At 48.2% G+C, this 21,748-nt stretch carries 18 protein-coding genes, 2 pseudogenes and 1 riboswitch; of the genes and pseudogenes, 4 read left to right on the top strand and 16 right to left on the bottom strand.

Annotated elements, in window-relative coordinates; genetic code table 11:
- Nucleotides 1-138: 138 nt before the first annotated feature.
- The 10 genes and pseudogenes from HI950_RS15080 to HI950_RS15040 all read right to left on the bottom strand — a co-directional run bounded on the left by HI950_RS15080 (nt 139) and on the right by HI950_RS15040 (nt 10,203).
- A complete protein-coding gene (locus HI950_RS15080; RefSeq protein ID WP_169084854.1) occupies nt 139-825 on the bottom strand; it encodes an ECF transporter S component in 687 nt (228 codons plus the stop codon).
- Nucleotides 813-2,462: an ABC transporter ATP-binding protein gene (locus HI950_RS15075; RefSeq protein WP_169084856.1), complete on the bottom strand. Its 1,650-nt coding sequence runs from the start codon at nt 2,460-2,462 to the stop codon at nt 813-815. Before HI950_RS15075 ends, HI950_RS15080 begins: the two co-directional genes overlap by 13 nt.
- Nucleotides 2,453-3,322: an energy-coupling factor transporter transmembrane component T gene (locus HI950_RS15070; protein ID WP_169084858.1), complete on the bottom strand. Its 870-nt coding sequence runs from the start codon at nt 3,320-3,322 to the stop codon at nt 2,453-2,455. The genes HI950_RS15075 and HI950_RS15070 overlap by 10 nt, the downstream gene beginning before the upstream one ends.
- Entirely contained in the window at nt 3,319-4,122 is an 804-nt protein-coding gene (locus HI950_RS15065; RefSeq protein WP_169084860.1) for a DUF4430 domain-containing protein, read from the bottom strand. The genes HI950_RS15070 and HI950_RS15065 overlap by 4 nt, the downstream gene beginning before the upstream one ends.
- A gap of 172 nt (nt 4,123-4,294) precedes the next feature.
- A riboswitch (cobalamin riboswitch) is annotated at nt 4,295-4,494 on the bottom strand.
- 118 nt (nt 4,495-4,612) lie between these two features.
- A complete protein-coding gene (locus tag HI950_RS15060) occupies nt 4,613-6,061 on the bottom strand; it encodes a DHA2 family efflux MFS transporter permease subunit (protein ID WP_169085445.1) in 1,449 nt (482 codons plus the stop codon).
- Between the two features lie 57 nt (nt 6,062-6,118).
- Nucleotides 6,119-6,406, bottom strand: a pseudogene (locus HI950_RS37020) (LmrA/YxaF family transcription factor); the annotation flags it as partial.
- A 183-nt stretch (nt 6,407-6,589) separates the two neighbouring features.
- Nucleotides 6,590-6,670: pseudogene (locus HI950_RS37015) on the bottom strand (TetR/AcrR family transcriptional regulator); the annotation flags it as partial.
- A gap of 420 nt (nt 6,671-7,090) precedes the next feature.
- Complete coding sequence (locus HI950_RS15050) at nt 7,091-7,717, bottom strand: FMN-dependent NADH-azoreductase (RefSeq protein ID WP_169084862.1); 627 nt, start codon at nt 7,715-7,717, stop codon at nt 7,091-7,093.
- 164 nt (nt 7,718-7,881) lie between these two features.
- Nucleotides 7,882-8,541, bottom strand: coding sequence for a response regulator (locus HI950_RS15045; protein ID WP_169084864.1), 660 nt, complete (start codon nt 8,539-8,541; stop codon nt 7,882-7,884).
- Between the two features lie 9 nt (nt 8,542-8,550).
- Nucleotides 8,551-10,203: a GAF domain-containing sensor histidine kinase gene (locus tag HI950_RS15040; protein WP_169084866.1), complete on the bottom strand. Its 1,653-nt coding sequence runs from the start codon at nt 10,201-10,203 to the stop codon at nt 8,551-8,553.
- A 321-nt stretch (nt 10,204-10,524) separates the two neighbouring features.
- Here HI950_RS15040 and HI950_RS15035 point away from each other — a divergent pair, with 321 nt between their 5' ends.
- The 4 genes from HI950_RS15035 to HI950_RS15020 all read left to right on the top strand — a co-directional run bounded on the left by HI950_RS15035 (nt 10,525) and on the right by HI950_RS15020 (nt 15,333).
- Complete coding sequence (locus tag HI950_RS15035; protein WP_169084868.1) at nt 10,525-11,466, top strand: ribose-phosphate diphosphokinase; 942 nt, start codon at nt 10,525-10,527, stop codon at nt 11,464-11,466.
- 149 nt (nt 11,467-11,615) lie between these two features.
- Nucleotides 11,616-13,121 (top strand): spore germination protein, encoded by a 1,506-nt coding sequence (locus HI950_RS15030; protein ID WP_169084870.1) that lies wholly within the window; start codon nt 11,616-11,618, stop codon nt 13,119-13,121.
- Nucleotides 13,118-14,218: a GerAB/ArcD/ProY family transporter gene (locus HI950_RS15025; RefSeq protein ID WP_169084872.1), complete on the top strand. Its 1,101-nt coding sequence runs from the start codon at nt 13,118-13,120 to the stop codon at nt 14,216-14,218. Before HI950_RS15030 ends, HI950_RS15025 begins: the two co-directional genes overlap by 4 nt.
- A complete protein-coding gene (locus HI950_RS15020; RefSeq protein ID WP_169084874.1) occupies nt 14,215-15,333 on the top strand; it encodes a Ger(x)C family spore germination protein in 1,119 nt (372 codons plus the stop codon). The genes HI950_RS15025 and HI950_RS15020 overlap by 4 nt, the downstream gene beginning before the upstream one ends.
- Before the next feature lie 83 nt (nt 15,334-15,416).
- Here the strand turns inward: HI950_RS15020 and HI950_RS15015 are convergent, their stop codons facing one another.
- From HI950_RS15015 to HI950_RS14990, 6 genes are all read right to left on the bottom strand, one after another.
- Nucleotides 15,417-16,187, bottom strand: a complete 771-nt coding sequence (locus HI950_RS15015; protein WP_169084876.1) for a DUF3891 family protein — start codon at nt 16,185-16,187, stop codon at nt 15,417-15,419.
- Between the two features lie 40 nt (nt 16,188-16,227).
- Complete coding sequence (locus tag HI950_RS15010) at nt 16,228-16,539, bottom strand: chorismate mutase (protein ID WP_169084878.1); 312 nt, start codon at nt 16,537-16,539, stop codon at nt 16,228-16,230.
- A gap of 158 nt (nt 16,540-16,697) precedes the next feature.
- Nucleotides 16,698-17,795: an LLM class flavin-dependent oxidoreductase gene (locus HI950_RS15005; RefSeq protein ID WP_317618377.1), complete on the bottom strand. Its 1,098-nt coding sequence runs from the start codon at nt 17,793-17,795 to the stop codon at nt 16,698-16,700.
- A 196-nt stretch (nt 17,796-17,991) separates the two neighbouring features.
- Nucleotides 17,992-19,989, bottom strand: coding sequence for a beta-galactosidase (locus tag HI950_RS15000; protein WP_169084880.1), 1,998 nt, complete (start codon nt 19,987-19,989; stop codon nt 17,992-17,994).
- Nucleotides 19,986-20,813: a carbohydrate ABC transporter permease gene (locus tag HI950_RS14995; RefSeq protein ID WP_169084882.1), complete on the bottom strand. Its 828-nt coding sequence runs from the start codon at nt 20,811-20,813 to the stop codon at nt 19,986-19,988. Before HI950_RS14995 ends, HI950_RS15000 begins: the two co-directional genes overlap by 4 nt.
- Complete coding sequence (locus HI950_RS14990; protein WP_169084884.1) at nt 20,810-21,694, bottom strand: carbohydrate ABC transporter permease; 885 nt, start codon at nt 21,692-21,694, stop codon at nt 20,810-20,812. The genes HI950_RS14995 and HI950_RS14990 overlap by 4 nt, the downstream gene beginning before the upstream one ends.
- Nucleotides 21,695-21,748: the final 54 nt, after the last annotated feature.

The following is a 21,748-nucleotide window of genomic DNA, read 5'->3' as shown; positions in this document are numbered from 1 at the left end:
AGACAACTTACCTTATAGAATCATCATAAATGGATCTCCTCGGCTTGTAACCGTCCAATTGGCATGTATTTTACCCAACCAATTAAAGAACGACGAATAAGGCGCCAGCATAATAGCTGGCGCCTGCATTTGGTTATGCTATGAACCCAGTAATCCATACTTTTTCTTGAACCGAGACAAAATAACGATCCAGCTGCTGCCGAACACCGCAAGGAAGAACACATTTGACAGCGCATGCGCTAGATCAAAATAAAAGCTTTGGATATAGGCGATAATAATCAAATTCCAGCTTAGCGCGTCCGGCAAGCCAATGATATACCATATATTCATGATCCAGCCGAACAAAAAGCCCCACACAAAGCCGAATGTGAGCAAGCCGATCTTGGTTTTGATGAGCCAAGTATGGCGAAGCCAGCCGGCCGTTGCTCCAATCATGCCCCAGCAAAACATTTGCCATGGCGTCCAAGGCCCTTGTCCAAGAAAAATATTGGACACAAGCGCGGCAATCGCTCCAATAATGAAGCCAGACTCAGCGCCGAACACGATAGCCGCAATAATGATGACGAAGGAAGTCGGCTGTACACTTGGCAATGGTGCGAACGGCACGCGGCTGACGGCTGCAATGGCAGCCAGAACAGCTAGAATGACGATTTCGCGGGCTTCTATCGTCCGTCTCTCGAATCTGGCAAAGAAAGGCAGCATCGTCACAAAGAGCAGCACGATGCTCAGCAGCAGGTAATGCTCATCCGTAATGGCCGACGATAACGCCATCGCCGCAATGAACAGGGCAATGCTGGAGAGAAACCAAACCTTTAGTTTGCCCATCGGTCAATCACATCCTTGACCGTCAACGCATCCGGCAGCCATTCGCGAACCGTCCGGTTAATGGCCGTCGTATAAAAATAATTGGTTCCAAAAAACAATGCCGGTGCCGCCTCAGCGGCTATTGCTCCGTCAAACAGCATCGCGCAGCGCGTCGCATGCTCGGCAGCAAATTCAATATCATGCGTAACCATAACAATGGTTTTTCCTAATTGGCAAAGCTGCTGCAGCAGCTCCGCCGTCCGCTGCTTCGCTATGGGGTCTAGACCCTTCGTCGGCTCATCGAGGCACAGCACCTCAGGCTCTCCAAGAAGCACAAGCGCAAGCGCTGCCCGCTGCTGTTCTCCGCCGCTCAAATCATAAGGATGCTTAGGCAATATGGCAGCAATCTGCAATGCGTCAACAATCCTTGCGATCTTCCCCTCACGATCTACAAGCCCCGCGTAGGCGGCCATCCGCTGCAGCTCCTCTTCAACGGTATCATAGCTGAAATAGAGGAGCGGATTTTGAGCTAAGTAGCCTACTTTAATATTTTTCTCCTTTTTTACTCTGCCGCGCTGCGGCTGCAAAAGTCCTGCCATCATCTGCAGCATCGTCGTTTTCCCAGCCCCGTTGCCGCCAAGCACCGCCAAAAACTCATGCTTATACACGTTAAGCGACAGCTTCTTCAGCACCTCTGAACCGGTTTTCTCATACTTGAATGTAATCTCATCACAGGCTAGCAGCCGTTGCTTCGCATCTTGCACTTTGCTTTCGTGATTTCCTTCATGACCCGTTAAATCTGTCTTTATTCCGTCTTGACCAGCCAGCCACCGCTTTCCTTCCCGCACCGTAAGCGGTATTTCTTGGACTGCAATAGGATTGCCTGCCGGAAGAGCTGACAAAAACAGCTTCGTGACAGACGGCAAGTACGACAAGTCGTTTGGCGCTTCCTGATCTCCGATCGATTGGCATAGCTCTCTTGGGGCAGCGTCGTATTTCACCCTGCCTCCTTCCAGCATAACGATCCGGTCCGCAAGCGGGATAACATCCTCAAGCCGATGCTCACTGATAATAACCGTCATCGACATCTCCTGATTCAAGCGGTAAATGAGCTGCAAAAAATCACGCGCCGCAACCGGGTCCAGCTGCGAGGTCGGCTCATCCAGCAGAAGCAGCTTCGGCTGCAGCAGCATGACGGAGGCCAAATTGATCAGCTGCTTCTGGCCTCCCGATATTTCATGCACGGACTTGTATAGCAGCTCCTCCAGCCCAAAGAAATGGCTCATCTCAGCTAGACGCTTGCGCATAACCGCCTGCTCATAACCGACATTTTCCATCGAAAAAGCGAGCTCATGCCATACCTGGTCCATCACGATCTGATTCTCGGGATTTTGGAAGACCATGCCGATTTGCTCCGCCGCTAAGGCCGCAGGGAGCTCCTCCAGCAAAGCGCCATTATACTTAACGGAGCCCGAGCGTTTGCCTACCGGCAGCGTCTCTTTCTTCAGATGCCGCAGCAGCGTCGTTTTTCCGCAGCCCGAAGCGCCGCATAAAACGACGAATTCGCCCTGCTTCACATGAAACGATACTTCATCGAGTGCTGCCCCCTTTGCATCGGGATAGTGGAACGTCAATTGATTGACTTGAATTACTTCCATGACCTTCTCTCCATTCCTTCGAGTACGACCGGGGTTAGCAGAAAGGCACAATAGCACGCATAAACAAAGCCTTCCCCTCGGTGAAAAGACATCGTTTCGAGCCGCGGATAAACGGTCAGCACGCCAAAGCCCTGCGTCCAGCCCCATATGCATGCAAGCCCCATCGCTGCCAAAAATAAAAGCGTATACCCATCTCTTCGATCCATGCGGTATATGACGTATGAGCTTCGCTTAACCGTGCCATAACCGCGCGCCTTCATGGAATCTGCCGTCTGCAGCGCTTCCTCAAGCGACCAGGTTAATAGCACGCGAACGAGCAGCATGCCGTCCTTGCTGCGCTTTCGCAAGCTTCCCTCCATTATCGATACGCCCTTCGTCCGCTGCACGGTCGTAATCTGCTCCAGCCTCCGCAAAAAAAGCGGCACGAAGCGGATCGACATCGACGTAAGCAGTGAGGTTCGCGGCAGCACGCGAGAAAACAAATACATCCATTTGTCTGTCGTGACAATATGTTGAAACGATACGAATGTGAGTAAAATCCCCAGTAGTGAAAGCATCATCGTCACTCCGTACAAAATCGCCTCCAGCGTAATCGGCTGATCCATGAAATAAAATAAAATATGCCTCCCGCGATGCGAAAAAAGCGGATTGAGAACTGCAACGGAGCCGCCCATCAGCACATAATAAGGAAGCAGCCTTAGAAGCTGCTTTCCTTCCCCGTGAATGATAACGACAAGCGCAATCACGGCAAGCAAGCTCACTAGAAACAGAGGATGGAAAAGCAGCATGCTAAAAGCAATCACACCCGCATAGTAACTGAAGCTTGTAATCGGATGTACGGAGCCGAAGGCGGTATTCATTCATATTCAGCTCCTAGATCCTTGCCGAGATCAATCGTATACAGCCATTCGATAACATCGCCTTCCTTGAGCGCATAGGCGCCAGCGCTTTTGTTCGGGAATTCGCCATTTACTTTGTACATCCAGCCGCTCTTCGCGCCGTGATCGAATTCGTAGATGTTATCGATCCCTTCGATATACGCTGCTGCTTTTAATCCTTTGTACTCCATCTGAATTTTATTTTTTCGCGTAATTCTCTTCAAAACCTCAAGCACCGTATCATCCTTCTTGAGCTCAACGGCGGTCGGTTCAAGCACGGTGCCCGTCTCCTCGTCCGCTACAATCGAGATGGTTACGACATTCGCTGGCAGCGGCGTTTCGGCAGGCAAAGGCTTCTCCGTCTTAACCGGCTTCGCGGTTGCACTCGGAATTGCTGAAGGGGCAGCACTAATCTGATCCTTCCCATCAGGAGCTGAGGTCGGCTTAGAGTCAGGCTTCGGCGCAGCTGTCGCCGGCTTATCTCCTGCGGCGTCCGTAGGCTGCTCATTTTCTGGGCTAACCGTCGCAGTCGACTTCGGCGCAGCTGTCGGGGCAGCTGTCGGTGATTTCTCAGCCTCGCTGAAGGCAGAGGGCTGTTCCATGCTGCCGGCATTCGTTACTTGATCGCCTTGCAATGCTTCGCTTTCCTGCGTTTCCTGCGTCTGATCCCCCTGGTCATTGATATTTTGACCAGGGGCGGCGCAGCCAGCTAATAAACCAATAATCAGTACTAGCATGACGAAGCTGGAAAACCATCTTTTACCATTCATATCTGTCATCATCTTCTCTTTACTCCCTTTCACCCTAGCTAATCAACCACGCTTTAAAACAAAAAAAGACCCCTAATGGAAAGGGATCTGCATGTCAAATTAAAGATCAGTTCAGCATATAAAAAAAGATCGGATGTTTGCTGTGTTACGATCACGTCTCCATATTCTTACCCCCGAAGAATAGGAAACAAAAGAAGAAAAGGCAGGTCTCCTGGCTCGTGCGTCATCACGCTTCTCTGCCTTCCCATCCATTAAGCGGACAGTGGCTTGTTTGAGAGAAGCGCTCTTCACATACAGTGGCGGGACCGCGCCGGCGTTGCACCGGACTTCCCTATTAAGCAAACAATAAAACGCTTTGTCTGCACCTTTTCTTTATCATTATTCGATTGTTTAATCAATCATATCGGGATTGCAGGGGTTTGTCTATAACAATTGCCCTTCTAACGAGCAAGAAGATTCGATCGCAGATAGCGGTCGAATCTTCTTGGTTCTTGCATATCGATTAATGCTGCTTGCTCTTGCTTACATGAACCCGTTTAATGAAGAATGCGACGATCAAGCCGACTATAGCTACGATCATAGCGAATATAAATGCATCCGAGATGCCCGCTGTCATCGCAAGCGGCGCATTAGCTGGATCAGCCTTGTCAGCCACGCCCTCCATAAAGCTGTTCATGCCAGCTGTCATGATGCTCACGGCAACTGCAGTGCCGATTGCGCCAGCAACCTGCTGCAGCGTGTTCATAATCGCCGTTCCATCCGGGTACAGCTCAGGCGGCAGCTGATTAAGACCATTGGTCTGAGCAGGCATCCATACCATGGAGATCCCGATCATTAAGCAGGAATGAAGCACAATGATGAGCGCAATAGTGGATGCTGTCGTAATGCCAGAGAAAAACCAAAGCACAGCTGCAACGATAACGAGCCCCGGAATAACGAGCCATTTCGGTCCAAATTTATCGAACAAGCTGCCCATAATTGGAGACATAATCCCGTTCAAAAGTCCTCCTGGCAGCATAATAAGTCCTGCCGTTAACGCGCTAAGGCCAAGCCCGCTAATCAAATACATCGGCAATACGAGCATCGAAGATAAAATGACCATCATACAAATGAATACCATCAGCGTACCCACAACGAACATTGGATGCTTAAACGCCCTCAAATTCATCATCGGCTGCTTCATCGTCAATTGACGAAAAGCGAAGATGACAAGGGCCAAAACGCCGACGATCATCGAAGCGATTACTTTCGCGCTGCCCCAGCCGCCTTCTCCTTCGCCCGCGCTGCTGAAGGCAAACACGATACCGCCAAAGCCAAGCGTTGAGAACACGAGTGACATGACATCAATTTTTGGCTTCGTAATTGTGGAAACGTTCTGCATGTACATCATGCCGAACAATAGTGCAATAACTAAGAACGGCAGCGATAACCAGAAAATCCAGTGCCAGCTCAAATTTTCAATGAGAAGACCCGCAATCGTTGGGCCTACGGCAGGCGCGACCATAATGACGAGCCCGATCACACCCATCGCCGCTCCCCTTTTATCTGCAGGGAAAATAATGAGTATCGTATTAAACATAAGCGGCAGCAGCAAAGCCGTTCCCACAGCTTGAATGACACGTGCCGTCATCAATACTTCAAAGCTTGGGGCAAGCGCCGCTACCAACGTGCCGAGAACAGAGAAGCTTAGCGCAGCTATAAATAGCTGCCTAGTCGAAAACCATTGAAGCAGTAGACCCGAGACAGGGACCAAGATCCCTAGCGTAAGCAGGTATCCGGTCGTCAGCCATTGTACAGTCGGCGCCGTTATGTTGAATACGCTTATTAAATCGCTAAGCGCCACGTTTAAAGCCGTTTCACTGAACATACCGACAAAGCCGCTTAATAATAAAGAAATCATGATGGGGATGACTTTATATTTCTGCCCCGTATTTTGTTGCGTTGCTGCCATCGTTGCTTGCAAACTCTCCACTCTCCTACATTCTATCTATCTTTTATTGATGACCTCTCATAGAGAAGGGCATTTATTAATCAAATACGGAACACACTTCGCCGCTGATAGTAACGGCTGTTTATCACGCTTCGTCAAAGCAAGGATCAATGCACCCTCCAGCAGCGAGACCACGACGACACTTACTTCCTCAGCTCTAGCTTTATCCATGCCAGCGACAATCAGCCGGTCTGAGATGACGGCCTGCCAGGAGGCAAACACATCCTGCCCCGCAGCTCTCAGCTTCTCGCTAATGGCTGAGGTCTCCACTGCCATCCAGAAGCTAAACGGCATATAGCCTTGAAAATCATATTTTTCGGCATCCTCGCCCATATCGTGAACGAAAGCCTGTACCGCATCGGACGGATCCTCGAACGCTGCAAATTTGGTTTTCCACCGCTCGATGACAAACGCTTTCGTACAAGCGATACATTCCAGCGCCAGCTCTTCCTTGCCATTTGGAAAATAATAATACAATGAGCCTTTTGGACATTTGCTTTCGTTAATAATTTGGCTTAATCCTGTAGCATGATACCCTTTTGTGAAAAAAAGTCTAGATGCTGAATCCAAAATATTTTGGCGGGTATTTGGCTTTTCCGTATTTATTCACCCCTCGATTATAGCGATCGGTCTATATAATAAAACCACTAGCAGCATGGCTGCGTCAACCTTTTTTTGATGAAAGCACTCTCATTCAGGTAATCTAATCCTTTACTCGACGAAGGTCATTGCTGCTGACTGCATCTACTCCAAAAAAAACCAGGTGAAAATGAGAGTTAGAAGGATTTTCTCCCGTTAATTTTTTATTTTTAACCGAATGGGGGTGAAAGGTTTAAGGATGATCGTATAAGAGGAGGGTTCGAATCGATTACAGCTTCCAAACACGCAAAACGAGCCTTAGAAACGATTCTAAAGGCTCGTTGCGTATAAGAAATGGAGTTTATCAGCAGCCTTGACAATAGTCCTGCTGCTTACGGTTGTAGCTTTTTATTAGAAGCCTACAGCTACTTTCTTAGCTTGCTCTAGACCGGAAGAAACAATCGTTTCCGCTTGATCAGGAAGCTGGTTGTGACCTTCGATAATGATGCTTTCTACGTTTTTTACACCGAAGAAGCCCATTACGTTACGGATGAAGTTGTGAGACATCTCAACAGATGCCGCTGGACCTTCGGAGTAAATGCCGCCGCGAGCGTTAAGCAATGCGACTTTTTTGTCCGGAATTAGGCCGACTGGACCTTCAGCTGTGTAAGAGAATGTTTTGCCAGCTTGAGAAAGGTAGTCAATGTAAGTGTGCAGTACTGCTGGAACGGTAAAGTTCCAAAGCGGGAATGCGAATACGACTTTATCCGCTGCAAGGAATTGATTGATATATTTATCGGATACTTGTACAGCTGCTTGCTCTTCTGAAGTCAGATCATAGCCGCGGGCTGCTTTAAAGTTTCCGTTGATCATATCCGCGTTCATGTAAGGCAGTTCTTCTTTGAACAAATCAAGCTCAACGATCGTGTCTTCTGGGTGGCTAGCTGCATAGCTGTCTAGAAACGCTTGGTATAGCTTAACGCTTGTTGCCTGCTCGATTCCACGATCGTTTGCTTTAACAAATAATACAGTACTCATAATATTTTTCCCTCCAAGGTTTGTTTGAGTTTACTTTTTGTAAGTACCTTTATTGTATTAAGTTTTAATCTCGGCAGCATCGGCAAATAGACCGAAAAATAAACAAAAAAAAACCGCCAAAGGCGGAGGACTAGTCCTAAGACTATAGGCTTACAGCTTTTGCATTAGTCGCTGCCATTCATCAATTGCACCGCATACAAGGCTGCCTGCGTACGATCCGTCAAATTCAATTTGCTCAAAATGCTGCTCACATGCGTCTTTACCGTTTTCTCGGCAACTGTCAGCGCATGCGCGATATCTCTGTTGCTCATACCTTTTGTCAGCAGCTGCAGCACCTCAAGCTCCCTCGGCGTCAATATTTCGGCTAACTCGCGGCTCGGAAGCTGCTTAACCTCCTCTGCCTGGGGCGCCATCTGTGCAAGCAGCGCGGCTGAAATGTCCGGATGCAGCTGAACATTGCCTTTATAGGCGCTTCGAATCGCTTCTGCAAGCTGATCGGGCTCCACATCCTTCAGCATATAACCGATTGCCCCGGATTGCAGCGCAGGTACGATATGGCTGCGGTCCGAGAAGCTTGAGAGCACGAGCACTTTAATTTCCGGATTATTCTGGGCAATGAGATTGCTCGCTTCAATGCCGTCCATAATGGGCATATTCAAATCCATCAATACGATATCGGGCAGCAATTCGGCCGCTTTCTCAACCGCTTCCTGCCCGTTATGCGCTTCGCCGACCAGCTCGAAATCTGGCTGCATGCTTAGAAAGAACGAAATCCCCTTTAACACGATAAGATGATCATCTACCAGCAAAATTTTTATTTTCACAGCCGCTCCTCATTCCTCATCCCACATTTCCATCTCTGTCGCAACCGGAATCGTCGCCTTAATGACTGTAGGCTGTCCCTTGCCGCTCTTGATCGATAATTCGCCGCCTAGCGTTTCCGCACGCTCCCGCATAGAGAGCATACCCATCGACAGCCTTCCTCTCCGCTTCTCTGGCGAGAAGCCTCTGCCTTTATCCATAATTTCCATGCTCGCAACCTGCTCCAATTTCACCAAGTGAACATATACAGCATTCGTGTCCGCATGCTTCTTCACGTTATTTAAAGCCTCTTGCCCGATTCGCCAAAAGGCTTCCTCTATCGCTCGGGGCAGCTCGCGCACCCCCTCCACCTGCTCATATACGGTCAAATCCATGCTTTTCCCGTATTGCTTAAGCGCTGTGATCAGCCCATGCTCCAAGCCGGCAGGCCGAAGCTGCCAAATAAGCGTCCGCATCTCCTTCAAAGCCTCCTGCGACAGCTGTCTGATCTCTTGAAGAGATCGCTCTACAATCGGCTCCTTGCCAGCCAGAACCGTCTCGGCGCCTTTGGCAAGGAACGATAACGAAAACACCTTCTGGATAACCGAATCATGCAAGTCTCTCGCCATCCGGTTCCGTTCCTCCATGCGAGCCAGCTCCCGCCGCTGCTCATATACCCGTAAATTTTCTACGCTTAGCGTAAAATGATCGCCTAGCGAGTACATGAAATCCTCCAAGTAATCATCGAACTGCTTGCCGAGCTGGCTGCTGATAAACAGTACGCCTATCGGTCGGCTTCTGATGCGGAGGGGAATCGCCACCGCCGAAGAGTAGGGAGGAATGCCGATGGTCGATAGACTCGAACAGGGCACCTCATGGCAATCCGATAGCTTTACCAGACGATTTTCGCTAAACGCCGTGCTTACCGGCCCCCCTTGATCGATCGCGAGAGAAAGCCACTCTTTTTTGACCTGATTATCCGAATAATGCGCCCGAAGCGATAATTGCTGCTGCTCATACATAAATAACGACACATGCTGCCAATGAAACGTATCGCCGATTTGTCTCACCGCTTGAAGCGGAAGCTGATTAATATCCTGTATCGCATTAATTTTTTGGATAACATCGCCAAGCTTGGCGTAATGCAGCGCATGCTGCTCCTGCACCTGATACAGCCGGATTCGCTTAATCGCCGTCCCGATCTGGTAAGCTACCGCCTGCAGCAGCGCCAGCTCCTCCTCCGTCAATTGATCCTTCCCCGCATGCGCGACATTCAACAGTCCAAACTGGTCTAATCCTGCTTTGAGCGGTACGGTCGCATGATGCGATACGCCCTCCGTATCTCCAAACTCGTGCGTATTCGCATATGTAATTCTAGAGCATTCTATAATATTAACGGCCTGATGCAGCTTGTTCTGCTTGTAGCTCTCCACGCACCAGCATTCCGAGCCGCACATGACCGCTTGATTATTCGCATTTAGCCCTTCCGGCAAATTATGCGTAGCCACGCAAAGGCTATCGCTTCGATTATCGATTACAAATATCCAGCCCGTGGTAAAGCCTGTGACCTGAAGCAGCTTGACAAGCACGTCATTGAGCATTTGGTCCATATCGTTCGTACGGTTAAGCATCTCCGCTATTTCCTTCAATGCGACCAGCTCGTAAGCTCTAATCTCTTGCGACATGCTCCCACTCCCTTCTAAGCACACATTATACACCTAGCGCTGCTGCAAAAAAAAGAGCCGTTCAAAGAAGCAGCATGCGCTGCTTCCTCGAACGGCAGCAGCTAGGCGCTAACGCTACTTGTAACGGTTATTGAATGAGAAAGAGGCAGCAGGCTACGACCCCTAGCTCGGATAGGGCGATCCATATGCCCATTGGCAGCGCATTGCCTTTCAATATTTGTTCCAATCCCCTTCAAGCTCGACAATTATTTGTCCTGCCATGCTTTGTTTGTTATGATTGAGCAAACAATGTCGATTCCCGTAGTTTTAAGGAGAGATCTCATGCAAAAAGTAAAAATTTTTTCCGGCACCTCAAACGAGAGGCTTGCCGAGGAGCTCTGCAAGGAGCTTGAGATGCCGCTTGGAAAAGTAGCGATCTCCAGGCATCAGAGCGGTGAAATTCACGTATCCTACCAGGAATCGATCCGTACCTGCGACGTTTTTATCGTCCAGTCGCTATCCCATCCCGTTAACGAGCATTTAATCGAGACGCTTGTCATGATCGATGCAGCTAAGCGCGCATCAGCCAAAACCATCAATATCGTCATGCCTTATTACGGCTACGCAAGGCAAGAAAGAAAGTCTGCCCCACGAGAGCCGATCTCGGCAAAGCTAGTGGCGGATGTACTGACTACCGTCGGTGCCAATCGAATTATTACGGTCGATTTGCATGCCGATCCGATTCAAGGCTTCTTCGATATTCCAGTCGACCATTTAACGGCGCTTGATTTGATCATTGAATATTTAAGAGGCAAAAAAATTAAAAATCCCGTTGTCGTATCCCCGGATGCAGGACGGGCAACAACCGCAGAAAAGCTGGCCGGCTTGCTTGATTGCCCATTCGCCATCATGATCAAAAACCGTCCAGCGCACAATCAGTCCGAGATTACGCATATTATCGGAGACGTCGAGGACATGACGCCGATCATTATTGAAGATTTGATCGATACGGGCAGCACGATCGTGAACGTCGTAGAAGCGCTCAAGAAAAAAGGCGCACATGATTCATACATATGTGCAACTCATGGACTTTTCTCAGCCAATGCGCTTGAGAAGCTTGACCATCCGAACATCCGAGAAGTCGTCATTACCGACACGATTGCGATTGGCGAGCAGCGCTCCGATAAATTTATCGTACTTCCAATGTCGCCGCTTCTAGCTACAGCAATCAAAATTATTACAGAAGGCGGCTCCATTGCAACGCTGTTCAAGGCAGGCACATAAGTGAATTCAGCTTAAACCGCTTCTTCTAATAACATGATACCCCCTTGCCAAACGGCATGGGGGTATTTGTTGTCTGGTGCATAGCTTTGGAAATACGTGACAAAATAAGCAGCGGATAATGAAATGCAAAGATAAGGAGGAATCTATCGATGAATGGGAAGTCTGAAGATATGCTTCATGACCATACCGATCGCATAAGCTCAGACCTAAATGAAATCATCCCGCTTATCAAAAACAAATTTTCAGATACGCCTGATTTAGTCTTTCGAAAATTAACGATCAAACAGACGAACGAGCAAGCGTTAATCATTTATTTAGAAAGCATGACAGAGCGGACAGCCATTAATCATGATGTATTGCGCCCTCTTCAGCAAGAGTCAGGCAGCGGGTTGCCCGGCGATGAGCTGATTATGAATGTGGGACAAATGATGTCTGAGACCTCCTTCTCTCGAATGGAATCCTCCGTTCTTAAAGGAAGCAGCGTATTGTTCGTAAACGGCAGAGAAGAAGCTTACATCCTTGACACAAGAGGCTGGCCGCAAAGAGCCATTCAGGATTCCCAGCTTGAATCTTCATTAAAAGGCGCACACCAAGGCTTCGTTGAAACGGGCGATCAAAATATTGCAATGATCCGTCGTTATATTACCGACCGAGAGCTGAAGATGAAAAGGCTGACCGTGGGACGCCGCGGACAAACTACGGTGACGATCTTGTTTTTGGCTGATGTGGCAAATCCTAAACTGATTGATGCGCTGGAGCAGCGGATTCAGAAAGTCGATGTCGATGTTATTTTAAACGCAGGAGAGCTCTCTGAGCTGATTGAAGACGATCCATTCTCTTTATTCCCTCAATTTGTCTCGACCGAGCGTCCAGATACAGCCGCTTCTCAGCTTATGCAGGGAAGATGCGTCATCGTCGTTGACCGATCGCCCAATGTAATCATTGCGCCCGTTACATTTCTCACCTTCTTTCAAAATATAGACGACTATAGCATTCGCTGGCCGATCGCTACGTTTCTAAGACTGCTCAGACTGTTTGCGTTCTTCACCGCCGCATTTCTACCTGCCTTCTATATCGCTGTTGTCACCTTTCATTTTGAGATTATTCCGATGAAGCTGCTGATGACGCTAGGTGAATCTCGCGGGCAGGTTCCGTTTCCGCCTTTCGTAGAGGCGATTCTTATGGAAATCACCTTGGAGATGCTGCGTGAGGCTGGCGTCCGGCTGCCGGCTCCGATTGGACAAACGGTCGGTATCGTTGGCGGTATCGTTATAGGCCAAGCTGTTGTGCAGGCAGGTTTAATAAGCAATATCATGGTTATCGTCGTCGCCTTCACCGCCATATCCTCGTTTATTTTGCCCAACTACGATATGGTCGCTGCCGTGCGGCTTATCCGTTTTATTTTGATGGGGCTTGCAACCGCGTTTGGCTTTGTTGGGCTTGTCGTAGGTTTAATGATCATGATCGCTCATCTGCTAACCCTAAAATCATTAGGCATGCCTTATGGAAGCCCTATAGCGCCTATGCGATTAGTCGACTGGAAGGATGCTATCATTCGAGTTCCCATTTGGCTAATTAGAGATCGCCCGACAAACAGCGCTCCCTTGCAGCAGAAAAGGAGAGGCATAGCTGTTAGAAAGGAGAAAAAAGAATGAAAAGCGCCCAGCGAAATCAAATCTCATCCATACAGCTCATTTTTCTATTGTCAGGCCTTCAACTGAGCGTATCCATCCTCTCTCTGCCAAGAGACCTTGCCGACGCTGCCGGGACGGACGGGTGGATGGCGATTCCGATTTCTTTTGCGATAAACATTGTCATCTGTTACGTTGTTGTGAAAATTATGGAATATCACCCAAATGGCACGATACTTGATTTACTCGCACAAACCTTTGGCCCATGGGTCGGCAAATGCTACGCCTTCTTCTTCAGCCTCTATTATTTGACGTTTATGTACGATAGTCTTGATCGAGGAATTCTGATTACAAAATCATGGCTAATGCCGACTACGCCGTCCTATATGTTCATGTTTTTATTTTTGATTCCTACTTATATGATAAGCAAACACGGCCCCCAAGTGCTTGGCCGCTACGCAGAGGTCGTTTTTTTTCTCTCGAGCTGGATTCCGTTCATCTATTTGTTCACGCTTAAGCATGCGCACTGGCTCTACTTGCTCCCTTTATTTAAAGAAGGCATAACACCCATCATATCAGCAATCCCTGCTTTGCTTTACCCAAGTCTTGGCATGGTGTCTATCTTTATTTTATATCCGTATTTAACAAACCAGAAAAAAGCGTTCCGCAATATGGTGCTCTCAAACGGATTAACGATGCTCGCTTATTTGCTTATCACCATCGTTTGCTTTATCTATTTCAATCCCGATGAGATCAAATCGTTTAATGAGCCTATCGTCAGTATTTTGAAAACGATTGAATTTCAATTTATGGAAAGAATCGAAATTCCGTTTATCTCTTACTACATCATCATCTATTCTTTGGCGTGGATTCCATCCACCTACATAGCTGCTTACTGTATTAGCTGGTCGTTTGGCACCGAAAATGTCATTCGGCCGCTCCAACTATTTTGCTTCGTGCTTGTCGTAAGCTCCTACTTCTACATTCCAACCTTTAATCAAAGCAATCGTTTCGGCATGTGGATGGGATGGTACGGAATCGGGATGGAATATGTGTTTCCTTTCCTCTTGCTTGGCTATCTCATGCTAAAAAAGCGCAATAGAATGGAGAGCAGCGTATGAATAGACGGCTCATCTCCAGCTTGCTTATCCTTACCGTGCTATTGCTGACCGGATGCAGCGATCAATTAACGCTGGAAAATGCGGCTACACCTCTGGCGTTCGGCATCGACTTAGATGAAAATAACAAGATGCATTATTATTCCACCATGCCCATATTTAGCCGGAAGAAGGACAGGCAGAGCCAGCAAAGCAGCGGTACTACCAATACGCTCCGCCAAGCAAAAACAAAGCAGGATGCCTTTACAGCAGGCAATTGGCAAGGACGGAATCTCAAGGTCATTTTGATCGGAAAACGTTTGGTGCAGTATGAGGGCTGGTTTAAGATGCTTGATGTCTTATTTCGCGATGCAAGAAATACCGTTATGGACCGCGTCGTTATCGTCGATGGCAACGTATCGGATCTGTTCCGCTTAAACAATAAGGAGCAGCCGCAAATGCCGATTTTAATACGTGGAATGGTCGATACAAAAAGTAAGAGATCAGAAACGTACGCGACGACAGTCCAGGAGCTGCACAGGCAGTTTTACGAGAAAGGCGTCACGCCTTATATGGCTGAAATAAAAATAATAAAAAATGATATCGGATTAGAAGGGGCGGCTTTGCTGAGCGAGAAGGGCAAGTATGTCACATCACTTCACGCGCAAGAAACGGTGCTGTTAAGCTTATTGCAGAAGAAGGCAAAAGCAGGCATCGGCCTATCCTATCGTATTCCAAGCGAGCCCAAAACAGGCCCATTCGCAACCGATATTATAAGCTTTTCTGCAAGCAAAATTAAAACAAAAATCAAAACCTCCTATCAAGACAACCGATTTCAATTTGATTATCATATTAAGATGACCATAACTCTCTCTGAGCGTTTATTTGCATTTGATGTCTTAAATGATGGAAACGAACTAGAGGAGCTAATCGTCAAACAAATGAAAGCAGAGCTGGAAAAGTTAATAAAGAAGCTGCAGAAGCACCAAATTGATCCGATCGGCCTTGGCGTGTACGCAAGAGCGTTCCAATACAAGAAATATAAAAAGGTGGAAGATCGCTGGGGCGAGGCGATCAAAGATGCGACCATTAACGTGAAATTGGATCTCAAAATCGAGGCAATGGGACCGGTCAAGTAATGAACTTAGTTTGGATTTATACCACAACCAAATAAGACCTTGATTCTCTACCCAAGTAGAAAATCAAGGTCTTATTCGAAAGCCTATATGCGCTTTTCTTGAAACAGAAGCTTAAGCTCCTGCAACGGCTCGCGCGCATAAGCCTGCGCAATGCCGTATTTGCCGATAACAGCCTTGCTTACTTCCTTGAAAGACAAGGTCGTCTCCACAGGCCTGCTGAACGGAAACGGCTGCAACTCAATCGTAGACTGATCCGTCCAATCGGCGATCAATGACGTGCCGCCTGTGCGGTCGAACCAATACGTAAAGCCACCCGCGAACCATTCATATTGCTGCCTCGGCGTGCCCGGCTTTTCCATGCATGCAAATAGCGACAGCTCGTCGCAAAGCAGCAGCGCCTTCGCATGAAGCTGTAGCAGCTTCACATCCAATTGAAGGCGCTCGATGATCGCGCTCTGGCGTGCAAACTCTTTCTCCACGAATGCAATCGTATCCTCGTTTCTGAATTTCTCCGCTAGCGTCGTATATAGAATGCTGCCGAGCAGCGCTGCATACTCGCTCGTTTCCTGAAGGTGATCAAGCCCCTTGGAATAGAAGAAAAACCTAATATTACCTGGGAAATCACGGAATGAGAAAGGAATATGGTCGGCATCATTCCAAAGCGGAATACGGTCCAGATCAATCCAGCTGCTATCATGCTCATATGCGGCATAAGCCAACTCATCTCTGCGCTCGGCACTATGAAATAATTGTTCTTGCCAAGCAGACACAAGATCTCCGGAAATGCGTGCATGATCATGCTGCGCAATTAATATAAATGCGTTTTCCTTCTCGTACACAATCATCGTTGCCATCCCTTCCCCTTAAGCCAATATGGTCAATAAGCTAGCCTGCTTATATTTGCCCAATCCGATTGTTCTGCATGTAGCTTTGCTCAATTTCTTTATGCCTTAAAATGACGACGTCCATCAAGCACCTGTAGATCGCGATTGCATATTCCGGATTCAGCTCATTACGGCTTGCCAGCTCCGTTATTTTATTAAATTGTTTGGACTCGCGGCTCGGATCTTGTGCTGACAGTTTATTTGATGCTTTATAAATACCCACTTCTTCTGTTAATTGAAACCGCCTCGCCAGCAAAGAAATCATCTCGCTGTCCAATTGATCAATATGCTGTCTTAATTCCTCTAATCTAGAAGCCTCCATGCGCCTCTCCCTTATTCATCTATTTTCTTTTAATTGTACCATTACCAAAGGCTAATCGGCTATGCACGGCTAACTATTTGAGCAAGGAGATTGCCTTTCATAAAAAAAAGAGACTGCCCTATCGCTGCTATAGCGCTGGAGTCTCTTCATTCGATCCTTTAAGCTTTCTTGTTTAGCTCTCTCCGTACGATCGGCGCAACCTTAGTCGCCAGCAGCTCAATCGTAGCGGCCACCTTGGGGAAGGGAATTGCTCCGATATCGAACTGGGCCATAAATCGGTTATGTCCAAACAGCTCATGCTGCGCTAAAATTTTCTCAACGATCAAATCGGGACTGCCAACCGCCAGCGCGTTCACCGGACTCGCCAGCTGCTCGAACTGCTCGCGCGCCATCTTCTCGCCCCTAGCATTTCCGCCCATGAACTGACCGACGTAATTCGCGTAATAAGGATAATACTCATCCTTTGCCTGCTGCGTCGACTTGGCAATATAGCCATGGCTTGTGATCGCGATCTTCAATGCTTCCTTCTTATGCCCGGCACGTATTCCAGCTTCCCGGTACACATCAACTAACGGCTTGAAGTGCGCAGGATCGCCGCCAAGAATGGCAAGAGCCATGCCCGTACCCAGCTTTCCGGCAAGCTCCGCGCTCTGCGGCGTACCGCCGACGCCGACCCACACAGGCAGACACTCCTGCAACGGTCGAGGCGCTATTTCAGCATTTTCAAGCGCCGTGCGAAAGCGGCCATTCCATGTCATCCGCTCGTTTTCATTCAGCTCGAGCAGCAGATTGATTTTCTCATAAAAGAGGTCCTTATAGTCCCCCAGCTCATAGCCGAACAACGGGAAGGACTCCACATAAGCACCGCGGCCCGCAATAATTTCCGCCCGTCCATCGGACAACAGGTCCAAGGTCGAGAAATCCTCGAACACTCTTACCGGATCTGACGTTCCAAGCACTGTCGTTGCACTCGTTAGCCTAATTTGCTTCGTTACCTGAGCAATTGCCGCTAATACAACGGGAGGAGAAGTAACAGCGAAGTCCAAGCGGTGATGCTCGCCCACTCCAAATATATCAATGCCCGCTTCGTCAGCAAGCCTCGCTGCCGCAACGATTTCCTTCATGCGATCTCTTGCGCTCAGCGTTTGCCCTGTTACGGGATCTGCGCTAATATCACCTAACGTATAAATGCCAAACTCAAACGCGTCTGCATGCTCCTTCACAAGGGGAGCTTCCAGCTGTATTTCCTCTTTGATGTCAAACACCGCTTTCCATGCTTTATATCAAAAGACAGATAATGTCTTTTTTCGATAACTCAGTTACTTTACGTAAGCAATGATACATAAGTTATTAAGTTGCGTCAAGTTTAGTAGAGGGATGCCTTATTCTCGAAGTAAAAGGACAAAAGAACCTTCAAAATCACTTGTAAAGTGATCGGAAGGTTCTTCGTATTTACGTTGCTATAATGAGGAAGCCCCAAGGGGCAAGCTCAAGCTGTTGTCCGTTCGTCATTTCGTTTCCTGTCAGCAGCTCCGTACCGTCCTGATGCTTATAATCAAATGTAACGGCAGCGTTCGAATAGTTAAAATAATATCGGATCTGTTTTCCGCTAGCATTCAAGCCTGATTTCACAATGATTGGGAAAACCAGCTCTTGCTCTGCGCCCCAAAGGCCTGCATCCTTCAAAGCGCCGCTCAGCACGCTCCTTACAACTGCAGGACCTGGCATGCAGCCAATATAGGTTGCCGTTCCGCTGCCGTAGCGATTTCGCGTAATCGCCGCATATTCTCCCCATTGCGAATGCTCGTAATAAGCAAGCACTTCAGCGGTCGTAGGCGTAATGAGCTCCATCCAAGCTTGTACCTGGCCAGCCTCGGCGCTTTGCTCGATCAGCGGACCCTTTAAGCCAACGTCATTTGGCGTTACGAACATGCTATAGGATATGCCGCAGGCAGCCTGTATGATACCGGGATGCTGTGAAGTGCGCACCTTAACGACCTCATCGGCGAAGCCGCTTTTGAACGTATATACGACATGACCGCCGCCTTGAACGAATACATTTAATCGCTCTAAACAGTCTGAAGGGGCAGCATAAAGCGCCGGTACGACAATAAGCTTATACTTGTCCAAATGGGTGCAGGCGGGCTGAATAAAATCAACCCCCACGTTAAGCTTGTACAATTCGTCATAGAGTGAGCGAACGACATCATTATATGTTTTACCGTCAGGCAGCTTGAACCATTCCATAGCAGACAAAGCCTCATTGCTGACCATTACGGCAACATGATTGCTTTTGCGCAAGCTGGAAAGCTCCGTGCCCAGCCTTGCAAAATCTGCGCCGATCGTTTTGGCTTCATTATAGACAGGATTCGGCTGGAAATCATGGCTGAGCAGCCCTTTCCAATACGTTTCAAATGAATTATGAATCGAATGCCAGTGCCAGTACGCAACCATATTAGCTCCGGATGCCAGATGGCTGAATGCCTGAAGTCGCAATTGCCCGGGATACGGCGTCCAATGCGGGAATGCTTGCGCCTGCGTTTCGAGCACTAAGTAATTATCGTCTTTGAGCGAACGCGTCATGTCCCCGCCAAATGAAATTTCGATGCCGGTTAAATCCCCCTGCGAAGGATGATAGATATCGACTCCTGCAATATCGAATGGCTCAGAAGCAGCAAAGTGATCTACGGACGGCTGTACGCCAAACGAATAGCCTCGCCATTCGAAATCAAAGTTTTGGGTCACGAATTGTCCCGGCTGCTTATACTCGTTCACGATGGCAACCTGCCATGCCAAAAACTCGTTAACGAGCTTCCGCTGAAACTTCGCGAACTCCGCGCCTAAGCTGCCATTGATTGTTCCGACGACGGACGGGAACTCCTCCCAGCTATTGATGCGATTGCTCCAATAATCAAGCCCGAACTTGTGATTGACCACGTCGAGCGTTTCGTAGGTTTCCCTCATATATTTGACGAATTGCAGCTGGACGTTAGGCCCCGCCGTATCGTAGTGCTTCGTCTCATTATCCGTCTGGTAGCCGATAACGGCTGGATGCACGCTAACGCGGCTTATGAGCTTCCGAATGATTCGCTCCGAATAGAAAAGATAAGCGGGATTCGTAATGTCCATAATTTGGCGAGCTCCATATTTGCCCGGCCCGCGAGGGGTTACGGCAAGAACGTCCGGGTGCTCCTTGACCATCCAAGCAGGCACGGCGTAGGTTGGTGTTCCTACAATAACCGCGATCCCTGCCTTATGCATCGCATCCAGCACCTTGTCCACGGAAGAAAAATCGAACACGCCGTTTTGCGGCTCATGCGTGCTCCAGGTCGATTCCGCGATGCGAACCACGTTAATGCCCGCTTCCTTCATCATCCGAATATCTTCTTCTAACCGTTCATAAGGCATATATTCGTCATAATAGGCGACGCCGTATAACAGTTTCTTCATCCTTTGACAGCCCCCTCGGCAATTCCGTGCATAATAAATTTCTGGAAGAATGAGTAAATAATGATGACCGGAATGGCTGTCAATACGAGTGCCGCCAAAATAAGCGACCATTCCTTGTTATATTCTCCGAACAGCGTATTCGTAGACAGGATAAGCGTATAATTGCTTACGTCCGTCAGCATGAGCAGCGGCAGAAGAAAATCGTTCCAGATCCAGAGGAAATCCAAAATCGCTATCGTTACCGTAATCGGGACAAGCAGCGGAAAAATAATTTTAAAGAACGTTTGGTATTCGTTGCAGCCGTCAATTTGCGCCGCTTCCTCCAGCTCCTTCGGAATCGATTTCACGAAGCCATGATACAGAAAGATCGCCATATTGACGCCGAGTCCAATATATATGATTGCAAGCCCATACGTACTGCCTTGAACGGACAAGGCTTTGGCCATTCTTGTCAACGGAATCATTATCGAATGAAACGGCACGAGCATCGAAGCGATAAACAGGAAGAAGATCAGATTGCTTATCTTTCCGCTCGTACGGGACAGCTTATAGCCAGCAAGCGAAGCACATAAGACGATCCCGCCGATGCCGAGCACCGAAATAACGATCGAGTTAAGCGTGCTGCCCAGCAAGTTGATTTGTTGAAAAGCATTTACGTAGTTGTCGAATTGAATCTTCGATGGCAGCGAGACGAACGACCTAAACATCTCACCCTGCGTCTTGAACGAGTTGATAACAGCCAAGTAGATCGGAAAAAAAGAGATTGCAGCCCCAATCGACAGGAAAATCGTAATAAGGAGGGAGGTTGATTTTTTCCGGCTCATGCTTCCACCTCTTTTTTCTTCATGACCTGTATTTGGATAAATGTGAATATTAGAATAATGACGAATAGAATAACTGATTTTGCGCTGGCATAGCCATATCGGAAGTTGTTCGAGAATGCTTCCTCGTAAATGTTCATCGTAATAACCTGCGTGCTCCGTCCCGGGCCCCCGCCAGTCAAGCCAAATACGACCTCGAATACTTTAAACGCGCCGTTAAGCGTGAGGAAGAAGCAGATCGTAATCGCATGCGATATCATCGGCAGCGTCACGTTGCGGAACGTTTGGAATGCGGTAGCCCCGTCGATAACGGCTGCTTCCTTCAAGCTTTGCGGCACGCCTTGCAAGCCAGCCAAATAAATAATCATCATGTAGCCGACACCGTTCCATAGCGAGACAGTCAGAATCGAGAAGAAGCTTACCTTTGGATCGCCAATCCAAGCTTGATCCAGAAACGTAAGCGCTGTCTTCTCAGCGAGCTGAGGCAGCACCTGCGCGAATACGAACGTCCACATGAATGCGCTTATGATCGTGCTTATCATGTTCGGCATAAAGAAGATGGTGCGGAAGAAGCCTTTGCTTTTGCGGCGTGATTCAATGAACACTGCCAGCAATAAAGCGAATACATTTTGCAGCACGACCATGAACAGCACATACTTTAAGGTGAACAATAACGAACCGACAAAATCGGGATCGTCTCTAAGCGCCTCCACAAAGTTGCCAAAGCCAATAAAGTCATAGCTTCGATTCAAGCCGTTCCAATCGGTGAAGCTGTAGAACATTCCGCCGATTGTCGGAATCAGCAGGAAGATGGCATATAAAATAAATGCGGGCGCGACAAACGTAAATAACGAGATGTATTTTTTGTAGCTCTTGATCGGCACAGTATCCGCCCCTCTCCTATTTGTCTTTACTAAAATCGGGACGAAGGGAAGCAG

This window comes from Paenibacillus sp. PL91, from assembly GCF_012935325.2.
Classification (GTDB): Bacteria; Bacillota; Bacilli; order Paenibacillales; family Paenibacillaceae; genus Pristimantibacillus.
Note: the sequence above shows the minus strand (reverse complement) of the source record. Positions and strands in the feature narration are given on the sequence as shown.

Excerpts from the sequence above, each read along its gene's own strand:
- HI950_RS15080 (WP_169084854.1), bottom strand. The coding sequence starts at position 825 with ATGGGCAAACTAAAGGTTTGGTTTCTCTCCAGCATTGCCCTGTTCATT.
- HI950_RS15075 (WP_169084856.1), bottom strand. The coding sequence starts at position 2,462 with ATGGAAGTAATTCAAGTCAATCAATTGACGTTCCACTATCCCGATGCA.
- HI950_RS15070 (WP_169084858.1), bottom strand. The coding sequence starts at position 3,322 with ATGAATACCGCCTTCGGCTCCGTACATCCGATTACAAGCTTCAGTTAC.
- HI950_RS15065 (WP_169084860.1), bottom strand. The coding sequence starts at position 4,122 with ATGATGACAGATATGAATGGTAAAAGATGGTTTTCCAGCTTCGTCATG.
- HI950_RS15060 (WP_169085445.1), bottom strand. The coding sequence starts at position 6,061 with ATGGCAGCAACGCAACAAAATACGGGGCAGAAATATAAAGTCATCCCC.
- HI950_RS15050 (WP_169084862.1), bottom strand. The coding sequence starts at position 7,717 with ATGAGTACTGTATTATTTGTTAAAGCAAACGATCGTGGAATCGAGCAG.
- HI950_RS15040 (WP_169084866.1), bottom strand. The coding sequence starts at position 10,203 with ATGTCGCAAGAGATTAGAGCTTACGAGCTGGTCGCATTGAAGGAAATA.
- HI950_RS15035 (WP_169084868.1), top strand. The coding sequence starts at position 10,525 with ATGCAAAAAGTAAAAATTTTTTCCGGCACCTCAAACGAGAGGCTTGCC.
- HI950_RS15030 (WP_169084870.1), top strand. The coding sequence starts at position 11,616 with ATGAATGGGAAGTCTGAAGATATGCTTCATGACCATACCGATCGCATA.
- HI950_RS15025 (WP_169084872.1), top strand. The coding sequence starts at position 13,118 with ATGAAAAGCGCCCAGCGAAATCAAATCTCATCCATACAGCTCATTTTT.
- HI950_RS15020 (WP_169084874.1), top strand. The coding sequence starts at position 14,215 with ATGAATAGACGGCTCATCTCCAGCTTGCTTATCCTTACCGTGCTATTG.
- HI950_RS15015 (WP_169084876.1), bottom strand. The coding sequence starts at position 16,187 with ATGGCAACGATGATTGTGTACGAGAAGGAAAACGCATTTATATTAATT.
- HI950_RS15010 (WP_169084878.1), bottom strand. The coding sequence starts at position 16,539 with ATGGAGGCTTCTAGATTAGAGGAATTAAGACAGCATATTGATCAATTG.
- HI950_RS15000 (WP_169084880.1), bottom strand. The coding sequence starts at position 19,989 with ATGAAGAAACTGTTATACGGCGTCGCCTATTATGACGAATATATGCCT.
- HI950_RS14995 (WP_169084882.1), bottom strand. The coding sequence starts at position 20,813 with ATGAGCCGGAAAAAATCAACCTCCCTCCTTATTACGATTTTCCTGTCG.